Genomic DNA, 11,069 nt, shown 5'->3' on the forward strand with positions numbered 1-11,069 from the left:
CCCACACCCCACACCCCACACCCCACACCCCACACGCAAACCACGCACTCATTCCATTTATTCTGTATTTTGCACTCTCCTAACACACCATGTCTTGGGTTTTGCTTACAGGCATCACAGTCTTTGGCTGTTTCATTGGGTGTCTGGTTAGAGTGTCGTTTACAAAAATCATCAGAATTTTTCAGGAAAATACCTTACCATGTCAGATATCTCTTCTGCTACCACGCACCCGGTTTTTGACCGGGCAGACGCCAGTGCCTCCCATTTTGCGGCACTCAATGCGGTTATGGCGCGGCTGCTTGCAACGCGGCGCACAGTAGTATTGGTGCGCGTGCAAGCGGTAGAGGGGGCAGGGCTAAACCCGGTAGGCTTTGTTGATGTGCAACCCCTTGTGCACCAGCAAAATGCCGCAGGGCAGGTAAGCCCGCACGGGGTGTTGTATCAGGTGCCTTATTTTAGGCTGCAAGGTGGTAGCCGCGCCGTTGTGCTAGACCCAGAAGTGGGTGATATCGGTTTGGCTTTGGTAGCAGATAGAGATATTTCAAACGCTAAAACCGCCCGTGGTGCAGCGGCACCGGGGTCTTTCAGGCAGCATAATATGGCAGATGCCTTGTATTTAGGTGGTTTTTTAAATGCCGCCCCGCAAGACTATATTTGGCTGCATAAGGGCGGCATAACTTTGCATACATCTGGCACGGTGCAGCTTACGGCACAAAATATAAAAATAGAGGGTAATACCACCGTTTCTGGTACCCTAAGTGTATCGGGTGATGTCACAGGCAAAGGTATTTCTTTGGCGGCACATACACATGGTGGTGTGCAAGCGGGGTCTGGCACCACCACCAAGCCTGTTTAGGGGGGCCGCGCCCCGCTTTAGGGGGGTTATACGGCGTGCACGCTGGCCTCACGCGGCCAAAAGCGTAGGGCGCGGCAGGTGGTTACAAATTTTTTGGCTGTGGTGGGGCTTGTTAGGGCCACAAAACCGTCATCTAACGTCTTATGCTCAAGCCCTGCTTTGCTCAGTAAAGCGGCGGTGCAGGGTGTGTAACCAATAAATTTGGCGTGGGCGTAGGCATCGGCCACAAAGTCACGCGCATCTGCATCGGTGGCAAGCTGTTTACTGCCTTGCTCAGACGGCAGCAACACAACAGCATCATACAGCACAGAGGGGCCGCCGGGCAGGCGTTGGCCCGCAGGCACATGCCGCCCGGTTGAGGTGACAATGCCGCCAATATGCGGTGCCACAATTTCTAGTGTTGCGCCTTCAGCTTTGGTTGCCTCTTCTAAGGCCGCAAGCAGGGCATCATCTGTGCCATCGGTTGCTAGTACCCCAATTTTGCGGCCTGCAAAGCTATTTGGCCCGTTTTTAACAATGCTTAGGGCGGCAGAAGGGGGCAGGTCTAGCGGCGGGCGGGCCGGTGGGGCGGCTGGGGGTAGGTCTTTTAGGCCCAGCCCGGTAGCCACAGCCTGCGCCAGCTCTGTATGAAGAGTGCGTAAGTGCGAAACCACACGCGCTCTGATAGCGGGCGTTTCAACCTTGCTGAGTTCAAAAATAATGGCTTGTTGAATATGCGTTTGCTCTGTTGGTGTCTGGCTTTTGTAAAACTGCCGCGCTTGGGAGTAATGGTCTGCAAATTTTTCAGACCGCACACGCTCTTTTAAGCCAGAGACCTCAGCAGGGAAAGATTTAAACCCGGTCTGTGGGTTTTCACGCGGGCCACCCTCTTGCCCTCCCCACGAGTTTGGTTCGTAATTTACGCGGCCCTTGGGGTTGTGCATGGCCATGTGGCCATCTTGTTGCAGGGTATGGAACGGGCATTTAGGGGCATTAATGGGCAGGTGTGTAAAGTTGGTGCTGCCAAGCCGTTTAAGCTGCGTATCAAGGTAGGAGAAGTTACGGCCTTGTAAAAGGGGGTCGTTTGTAAAATCTATGCCCGGCACAATATTTTGTGTGCAAAAAGCGACCTGCTCGGTCTCGGCAAAAAAATTATCCACCATGCGGTCTAGCACCAAGCGGCCTACGGGGCGCACGGGCACCAGTTCTTCTGGTATCAGTTTGGTGGCGTCTAAAATGTCAAAGTCAAAACTGTCTGCAAACTCGTCATCAAAAAGCTGCACGCCCAGTTCCCATTCGGGGTATTGCCCTGCTTGAATGGCATTCCACAGGTCGCGGCGGTGAAAGTCTGGGTCTGCACCATTGAGTTTAACGGCCTCGTTCCAGACAACAGATTGCAGGCCTTGTTTGGGCTTCCAGTGAAATTTGGCGTAAGTCGCTTTGCCCTGTGCAGTAACCAGCCGGAAGGTATGCACGCCAAAGCCTTCCATAAACCTGAAAGAGCGCGGAATACCCCTGTCAGACATGACCCACATAATCATGTTCATGCTCTCTGGGGTGAGAGAGATAAAATCCCAAAAATTATCGTGGGCAGATTGTGCTTGCGGAAAAGCCCGGTCAGGTTCTTCTTTAACCGCATGCACCATGTCGGGAAATTTTATGGCGTCTTGAATAAAGAAAACCGGAATATTATTGCCTACAATATCCCAATTTCCCTGCTTGGTATAAAGCTTTACGGCAAAGCCTCGTGCATCTCGCGCAAGGTCAAAAGACCCCTTGCTGCCCGCCACTGTAGAAAACCGCACAAAAGCGGGCACACGCTCGCCTTTGCGTTGCAGGGCGTCTGCACAGGTTACATCGCTGAGCGGGTGGGTCAGCTCAAAAAAACCATGCGCACCGTAGCCACGGGCATGCACCACACGTTCTGGAATACGCTCATGGTCAAAATGAAAAATCTTTTCTCGAAAATGAAAATCTTCCAGCAAACTTGGCCCGCGTGTGCCTGCTTTTAGGGTGTTCTGGTTATCTGCCACGGGCACACCCAACTGGGTGGTGAGCGTTGGCACATCGCCTTGTGCGGTTTGGTGTGTCTCACCCCCCGTGCCGCGCTGCACGGTTTGGTCACCCAAGGTTACGGCGTCGCGGTGGCTTGGCTGTTTGGTCATGGGGTTGCTCTCTTTGCTGGCACATTATGGGGGGCGCATGCGGGGCTGCCCGCAGCCTTTGCTCTCCCCAACGCTGTGCGTGGGGTGGGGTTGCGTAAAAACCCTGCTGCCTTTGCACACAATTTTGGCACCAGCCCCCAAAAAACCTTATTGCGTTTGAGAGAATAAAACACACATGCCCCTTAATACCCTGCTGTTAGACAGCACCACATGGGACTTGGTGGTTGATGCCACAGGCAATATTGCCATGGCCACAACGCCTTACGCCGTAGCCCAAAATGTTGCTTGCGCCATAAGAGTGTTTCAGGGCGAGTGCTGGTACAACACAGCCCTTGGCCTGCCCTACCTTGGCAGCATTTTGGGCCATGCCCAGTCTAGCGCCCTGTTTAGGGCCGATGTTGAGCAAACCGCCCGCGCCACACAGGGCGTTGCCAGCGCCACCTGCATTTTAACCGCCATAAGCCCCCAGCGCCGTTTATCGGGCGTGGTGCAGCTTACCACAACAGACGGAGCCCAAAGCGTTGTCAGCCTCTAATACGCTTACACAAAGCACAAGCAGTACGGCTGGCACCACGTCTGTGCCCGCCCCAGTGCTGGATGCCACAGGCTTTGTTATGCCTGCCGAGCCAGATATTTTAAACGGCGTTTTGGCAGATATTAACGCAGCCTTTGGCAATACACTCACTACAGACCTTGCCACCCCCCAAGGGCAGTTGGCCATGTCACTTACCGCTATAGTGGGAGATGCATACGACCAGTTTTTGGCCATTGCCAACGGGGTAGACCCCGCCCGCGCTGTTGGCCCCATGCAAGATGCCATTGGCAGGCTGTATTTTATGGAACGCCTGCCTGCCACAGCCACAGTGGTAACCTGCCAGTGTACCGGCATTGCGGGCACGGTTATTGCCCAAGGTACGGTGGTGCAAGACGGCGCAGGCCAGAGTTACGCGGCCGATAACCCCATAACGTTAGATGCCACAGGCACAGGGGCTGGCACGTTTAGCTGCACACAAACCGGGGCTGTGGCGTGCCCCGCCCAGACTATCCAGCTGAGCCAGTCTGTGAGCGGGTGGGCTACGGTGGGTAATGCAGCCGCCGGGGTTACGGGCCGGGGGGTAGAAAGCCGTACCGCGTTTGAAACCCGCCGCCAAACGTCTGTTGCTATTAACGCCGTTGGCCCGCTCGATGCTATTTCTGCCGCCGTGCAGGCGCTTGAAGGGGTGAGTGATGTTTACGTAACAGATAACAGCACAGACAGCCCCGTGGTTATAGGCAACATAACCCTTGCCCCCCACAGTGTGTATGTGTGTGTGAGTGGTGGGCAAGATACAGAAATTGCCCGCGCTATTTTACGTAAAAAACCACCGGGCTGCGCCTATACCGGCAACACAAGCCTTACAGTAACAGACCAAAATACCAGCTACACCACACCGCCAAGCTATACGGTGGTGTTTCAACGTGCGGCCCCAACCCCTGTGTATGTAACGCTTACTCTGGCGGCCTCTTTAAATGTGCCCACCACTGCGGCAGACCAGGTGCGCACAGCCGTGCTGGCCGCCTTTAACGGGCAAGATGGTCAGGCACAGGTGCGTATAGGCACCACACTCTATACCAGCCGCTTTTATGCAAGCGTTGCAGCCCTTGGGGCATGGGCTGAGAGCATTAGCATTACGCTAGGCTTTAGTGCCAACCCTACCAGCCTAACGGCTACTTTGGGTATAGACCAAGTGCCCGTGCTCTCGGCTGAGAGTATTAACGTGGTGTTTGTATAATGCGCGATGTGCAAAAAACCGTGCTGTCGCAATATAGTTGCGCGCCAACCCTTAATGCCTTGATAGAGGCCTGGAACCAAACCCTAGACCCCACACGCTTAATTGAGACATGGTTTACAAACATCTGGAACCTAGACACAGCACAAGGCTACGGGCTGGACGTATGGGGGCGCATTGTGGGGGTAGAGCGCGTGCTTACCCTAAGCACAGACAGCTTTTTTGGCTTTGCAGAACCCCAAGACCTAACCTTGCAACCCTTTAACGCCGCCCCGTGGTATTCTGGCACGCAAACCACCAGCAACTACCGCTTGTCTGATGACGCTTTCCGCCAGCTTATTAACGCTAAAGCGCTGGCCAATATAACAGATGGCTCCATTACCAGCCTTAACGCTATTCTCATGACCCTTTTTGCCGGGCAGGGAGATGTCTGGGTGGCAGATACCGGCACCATGACTTTAACCTATACGTTCAATTTTGCGCCATCGGCCGTGCAGGTTTCTCTTATTCAAAGCTCTGGCGTGCTTATGCGCCCCGCAGGCGTGCGCGTTATTTACGCAATTAAGCCCCAAACATAGCCCCTTTATTATGCTTTTAAGACACCGGGCATTGGTGCTTGTGCGGGGTGGGGGCACTCATGTATATTGCGCATATCACGTACCCGATTCATGCAAGCAAACGAGACGAGAATGAAAGCGCCATATCGCTTCACGTTTGGGTTGGTGGTTTTGTTGGCCCTTGGTTGGGGGTCTAACATGGCTCAGGCCCAAGATATTTTGAGCACGCCTACCGGCCCCTTGGGCACGGGCAAAAAAAACATGTCTGGCACCCTAGAAGGCACGCATGTGGCAGAATACCGCATGCCGCTCCAACAGGGGCAAACGCTTTCTGTATTGTGCCATGCCCGTAAAAGCAGTGTTGGCTTTTTTGTAAAAGACCCAGAGGGTGAACTGCTGAGCGTACCCCGCCCAAATTGTGCGCATAAACTCTGGAGCATGTCGGCCATTAAGTCTGGCACCTACACAGTTGGGGTGCTGCAAGACCACGCAGCTGCTCTTAAAGGGCAGGGCGCATTTTACAGGCTGCACCTTTCAGCCCAGTAGTTTTGGCCGCACGCAAGGCTGCCCCGTACGGCAGGGGCAGCGCTGCCATATAGCCCCACGTAAAAGAGCAAGGGGGGCGGACACCATAGCCCACTTTGTGGTAACCACGCCCCATAACAGGCCGGGGCAAGGTGCCCCCACAAAGGTGCGGGTAATGGAACCAACATTAAAAAATATTCTGGCACGGGTTAACGAAACCGTAGCCGTTAAAATGACCATGCTGTTTGGCAGTATTTGGTGCGTTTACCTATTTTTTGTGTTCTCTCTTGTGCCTGTTCTTATGCCTGCATGGCAAAATACCCTGCTTTACATAAGCAACTGTATTCAACTTGTCGCGTTACCTGCGCTTATGGTGGGTAATGCTGTGTTAAGCCGTGGGGCAGACCGCCGCGCGGCAGAAGACCACAAAGCCCTGCTAGAAATTTTGTCTGACGTGCGTGAAGAATTGGCAGACCTAAAAGAAAAAACCGCAGGCATAGCCCAAAGCACCTCAGAAGCATTTGACCGGCCAGAAACTGTTTCTATCTCTGACCAAACCTTTGTGAACCTAACCGAAAAGCCCGATACCAATACCCCCACAGCATAAGCGGCCATACGGCCCCGTTATTTTAGCCAGTAAAGGCCCAATGGCATGACATCTCTTGGTTTGTTTGCATTCGTGCTGGCGCTGGCAACCCTTACCGGGCTTTTTAATGCCCGCATTTTACGCCTGCCCCTTACCATTGGGGTGTTGTTGCTTAGCCTTGTGGTGTCTGCCGGGCTTAGCGTTGCAGACTGGGTGCTGCCTTTACACACCGTACACGCCCTGCAAACGCTGCTTACGCAAATAGACCTGCCTACTACCTTAATGGAAGGCGCTTTGGCCTTTTTGCTCTTTGCTGGTGCGCAGGGGGTAGACCTTGGGGCGCTCTTTGCCCGCAAATTTTCGGTTTTGGCATTGGCCTTGCTGGGTACGTTGCTGGCAGTTGTTGTGTTTGCCGCTGGGGCATGGGGTATTTTTACCCTTGTGGGGTTAAATGTGCCCTTGGCGTGGTGCGTGGTACTGGGTGCCATTCTCGCCCCGACAGACCCCGTATCGGTTGTGGGTATGCTGCGCCGCCTTGGCTTACCCGCCCAAGTGCAGGCCCTCTTTGCCGGAGAAAGCCTGTTTAACGACGGCGTAGGCGTTGTTATTTTTACCGTAGCGCTTGAGGTTGCCCACCACGCCCACCCCGTTTCTGCCCTACGCTTGGCCGAGGCTTTTACAACAGAGGTAGGCGGTGGTTTGTTAGTGGGGCTGGTTGGTGGCTGGTTGGCCCGCAAAGCCTTTGCCCTTAGCCAAGACCCACAGCTAGACCTGCTTATCTCGCTTACGTTATGCACCGGCACTTATAGTCTGTGCACGGCATGGGGCCTTTCTGGCCCTATTGCTACAGTTACTGCAGGGCTTTGCATGGCCGCCCCCGCCACGCAACGCCGCATAACCGAGCAGGGGCGCAAAAACCTGCATGTGTTTTGGGAACTGGTTGATGAAGTGCTCAACGCCATGCTGTTTGCCCTTATAGGCTTTCAGGTTCTGGCGTTGTCTTTTTCTCGTGCATTGGTGGTGGCGGCTGCTTTGGCTATACCGCTGGCTATTATAGCGCGTTTGTTAAGTGTGCTGCTGGCCACGTTGCCGGTTTACTTGCGCGGGCAAGACCGTATGGGCGTGCTGGCAGTGCTGACGTGGGGTGGCCTGCGGGGTGGTATTTCTATCTCTCTTGCGCTGGGCCTGCCAGAAAGCTCAATGCGTGCACCGCTTTTGGCAGTGTGCTATTGTGTTGTGGTTTTCACCATTCTTGTGCAGGGCTTGACCATTGCCCCCGTGGTGCGAAAATTCCACCCTTCCTGAGTATCTGCCTGAAAGTTTTACGCTATGCCGGTGCGCCCGACAGCCCGCTTTGTTTTGTTTGTAAGTGCTGTATGTTCTAGCGCACTCACCCCATTTTGCATGGCGCAAACAGTGGCACAGCCCGGCAGTGGTGGGGTGCCGCACGCCCCACCCCCCGCACGCGCACAAGCAGGCGGGTACGGGGCCACACCTGCACCGGGTAGGGCAAGCCGCACGCAAGCTCTTGCACCACAGGGGCGTGCGCGCGCTCCCGTTAGTTCAGGCCATCATGTTCAGCATGGTGGGGCGCAGGCACACGCCACTACCCAGCAGCGTGGGGTGGTGCGGCTATACAGCAACACTCGTGCTACCGCACAGCAGGCAGGGTCAAACACAAAAGGCCGCTTTGCCGCTCACCCGGCGCAAGCCGGGCAGGGGGCCGTTAGGTACGCCCCTGCACCAGCCCCCGTGCAAGCAGGTGGCCCAGAGGTGTTGAATGTGACCGCCAACCCCGTAGCAGACCATGCTGGCGGTGGCCTTATTCGCCCCCAAACACAACCCCAAGCCATGAGCGTGGTTGGCCAAGACTTTATTGCCCGCCAAGCCCCTTCTGCCACCGCGTATGACCTGTTGGCCCTTGCACCGGGTGCCAATGTGGCTACGTCAGACCCGCTGGGCTTGTCGCCACAGGTCAATATTTCTGTGCGTGGTTTGAACGGAGATGCCATAGGCTACGTGCTTGAAGGCATGCCCCTTAACGATATTGCCTATTATAGCGGCTACCCCAGCCAGTTTGCCGACAGCGAAAACTACGAAAGTATTGCCCTGGCCCAAGGGGCTGCGCAGTTAGAAAGCCCGGTATTAAACGCCGCCGGAGGGCTTATGAACCTGCGTTTTCGTACCCCGGCAGAAAAAGCGGGGGGTATGGTCAATATCTCTTACGGGTCATACAACACCAACCGCGAGTTTATACGCCTTGATAGCGGTGAAATTGGCCATACTGGCTTAAAAGGCTTTGTTTCATACTCGCATAGTGCGGCAGATAACTGGCGCGGCCCCGGCCGGGACGAGCGCCAGCATGTAGACTTTAAACTGCTTAAAACATGGGGCCAAAACAATAGTGCCGCCCTTGTGGGTACATGGAACCAAGCCATAGACAGCTACTACCCCCAGCCCACAAAAGCCCAGTGGCAGCAAGATGGTATTCATGGTGGCAACAACCTTGCCCGCACGTATAACGTGGCAAATAGCGCCCAAGGCACAGATTACTGGCGGCTGTACCGCCAGCCAGAGCGCACATTATATATGGGCGCCCCCATAGAGCTACATCTAAGCCAAAGTGTCACATGGCGCATAACCCCTTATGCCCAAGGGGCTTATGGCAATGTGCCCGGTGGCAGCACGCTGCCTACATCGGGTTTATTTAACGGCACCCAGCCTTTGCCAGACACTCTTACCCTGCCCAGCACACAAGATGGCGTGGCCACCGTGCGGGCAGACTATACACAACGCAGCTACCGCTCTGGCTTTACAACCGGCATAGAATGGCACCACGGCAACAACACGTTTAACGCTGGGTATTGGTACGATTATTCAGACGATAGCGAATACCAAAGCTTTACCCCCATAGCGGCCAATGGCACGGCGGCCGGTATATGGGGGGGCAGCCGCCGTACATCTGTTACGCTGGCAGATGGTTCTTTGCTTTTAGCCACCAGCAACCACACACTCTCGCAAACCAATGCCTTGTATGTGGGCGATACACTGGCTTTGCTCCATAATAAACTTACGCTTTCTGCTGGGTTTAAAGAGGTTATGCTCACCCGCAATGGCACCAACGCCATGCCCGGTGCCCCCTACCACGCCAATACAAGCTATGCTGTGCCGCTGCCCCGTGTTGCTATAAAATACCAAATAGACAAGCACCATCAGGTCTTTTTTAACACCACAACCAACTTCCGCACCCCGGCAGAAACAGCCCTTTACGCGGCCTACGACCCCACATCGGGCGATATGACAACACAAGGTAATACCAAACTTAAAAATGAATATTCCATAGCCGAAGAACTCGGCTACCGTTACGCAGATGACCTGATTGTTGGCAGTTTAACCCTGTTTAACTACAATTTTACCAACCGCCAGATTGAAACTGTGGGCCAAATTAACGGCTCTTATGTGTCTTCTACCTTTAATGCAGGTGGGCAAACCACGCGCGGGGTAGATGTAGAGCTGGGCTTGCGCCCGTGGCACCATTTTAGCCCGTATTTCTCTGGTGAATATTTGCACGCCACCATAGATAACGACCTGCTAAGCGGCGCAGACTTGTTGCCCACACGCGGCAAACGCGCCATTCGTAGCCCGACCTTGCAAGCCGCTGCGGGCCTTACGTATGATGACGGGCACGCTTTTGGCGTGTTTACGGTTAAATATACCGGCCACCAATACGCAACATTCATGAATGATGAGCGCATGCCAGACTACGTAACCGCCAATATGGCGGTGGGGTATCGCTTTTCAGATGCCTCGTTTCTGCACAAACCAGAACTCCGCATGAACTTTATTAATATTACAAACCAACACTACCTGTCTGGTGTGGCAAACCCAACCCTTAACGCGCACGACACGGTGGGCCGCCGCGGCACCATTATAGCAGGAGATGACCCCACTTATTACATTGGCGGCGGGTTTGCGGCCCTGTTTACAGCCTCTACCGGGTTTTAGGCCGCGTTATGCAAACAGGGGTGCCAAACGGGCCGGTGGCAGAAGGTGCTGGTGCAGTCGGGCAGTTTGGGGTGCATGGTGTGCAAACCCAGCGTGACTGGCCCTGCCTAACACAGGCTGAAATAAACGCCGTGCTGGCGCACTACCCAAGCGTGCCCACACCCGTTACCCCGGTCTGGAACAGCATGCGCCCGTTTTCTGCCGCGGTTAAAATTATAGATGAGAGCAGCACAGGCTTTTTAATAAAGCGCCACCATGCCAGCTTACGCAGCGTTGCCGCCTTGCACGAAGAGCACGCTTTTATGCACCACCTTGCCCATGCCGGTGTGCCCGTATGCCTGCCCTTAACGACCCAAACCGGGGCAACCGCATGGGGCAATGACTGCTGGACATACGAGGTCTTTCCCCTAGCGCCGGGGCATGATTTGTACCGAGATGTTATGTCTTGGCAGCCCTACCAAACTGCGGCCCATGCCTACGCTGCTGGCCAAGCGCTTGCTAAAGTGCACGATGCAGCAAGCCAATATACCGCCCCAGCACGTGGTAAAACCCCTTGCACCCCGCCACAAAAGAGCGCGAACCTACCAGCCACACCAGCCACACCAGCCACACCAGCCACACCAGCCA

General features: G+C 54.8%; 10 protein-coding genes. 9 read left to right on the plus strand and 1 reads right to left on the minus strand.

Features of this window, described 5'->3' with window-relative positions; all coding sequences use genetic code 11:
* Nucleotides 1-199: 199 nt before the first annotated feature.
* Nucleotides 200-856: a Gp138 family membrane-puncturing spike protein gene (locus Abor_RS10675; RefSeq protein ID WP_048841876.1), complete on the plus strand. Its 657-nt coding sequence runs from the start codon at nt 200-202 to the stop codon at nt 854-856.
* Nucleotides 857-882: 26 nt separating this feature from the next.
* On the opposite strand, the gene Abor_RS10680 is transcribed toward Abor_RS10675, so the two are convergent.
* Nucleotides 883-3,000 carry a catalase gene (locus tag Abor_RS10680; RefSeq protein WP_048841877.1) on the minus strand — a complete coding sequence of 706 codons (2,118 nt, stop codon included), beginning with the start codon at nt 2,998-3,000 and terminating at the stop codon, nt 883-885.
* 175 nt (nt 3,001-3,175) lie between these two features.
* Between Abor_RS10680 and Abor_RS10685 the strand changes: the two genes are divergently transcribed.
* The 8 genes from Abor_RS10685 to Abor_RS10720 form a co-directional block, all read left to right on the plus strand.
* On the plus strand, nt 3,176-3,535 hold the full coding sequence (locus Abor_RS10685) for a contractile injection system sheath initiator (protein WP_048841879.1): 360 nt from the start codon (nt 3,176-3,178) through the stop codon (nt 3,533-3,535).
* On the plus strand, nt 3,522-4,772 hold the full coding sequence (locus Abor_RS10690; RefSeq protein WP_232015009.1) for a baseplate J/gp47 family protein: 1,251 nt from the start codon (nt 3,522-3,524) through the stop codon (nt 4,770-4,772). The genes Abor_RS10685 and Abor_RS10690 overlap by 14 nt, the downstream gene beginning before the upstream one ends.
* A complete protein-coding gene (locus Abor_RS10695; protein WP_048841880.1) occupies nt 4,772-5,347 on the plus strand; it encodes a DUF2612 domain-containing protein in 576 nt (191 codons plus the stop codon). The genes Abor_RS10690 and Abor_RS10695 overlap by 1 nt, the downstream gene beginning before the upstream one ends.
* A 111-nt stretch (nt 5,348-5,458) precedes the next feature.
* Nucleotides 5,459-5,872: a hypothetical protein gene (locus Abor_RS10700; protein ID WP_048841881.1), complete on the plus strand. Its 414-nt coding sequence runs from the start codon at nt 5,459-5,461 to the stop codon at nt 5,870-5,872.
* Between the two features lie 154 nt (nt 5,873-6,026).
* Entirely contained in the window at nt 6,027-6,458 is a 432-nt protein-coding gene (locus Abor_RS10705) for a hypothetical protein (protein WP_048841882.1), read from the plus strand.
* A 45-nt stretch (nt 6,459-6,503) separates the two neighbouring features.
* Nucleotides 6,504-7,742 carry a cation:proton antiporter gene (locus tag Abor_RS10710; RefSeq protein ID WP_048841883.1) on the plus strand — a complete coding sequence of 413 codons (1,239 nt, stop codon included), beginning with the start codon at nt 6,504-6,506 and terminating at the stop codon, nt 7,740-7,742.
* Nucleotides 7,743-7,766: 24 nt separating this feature from the next.
* Nucleotides 7,767-10,442 carry a TonB-dependent receptor gene (locus tag Abor_RS10715; RefSeq protein ID WP_048841884.1) on the plus strand — a complete coding sequence of 892 codons (2,676 nt, stop codon included), beginning with the start codon at nt 7,767-7,769 and terminating at the stop codon, nt 10,440-10,442.
* A gap of 8 nt (nt 10,443-10,450) precedes the next feature.
* On the plus strand, nt 10,451-11,069 hold a 619-nt coding region (locus Abor_RS10720; protein ID WP_148315300.1), incomplete at its 3' end, for a phosphotransferase.

The sequence above is a fragment of the Acetobacter orientalis genome (assembly GCF_000963965.1).
GTDB classification, from domain to species: Bacteria; Pseudomonadota; Alphaproteobacteria; order Acetobacterales; family Acetobacteraceae; genus Acetobacter; species Acetobacter orientalis.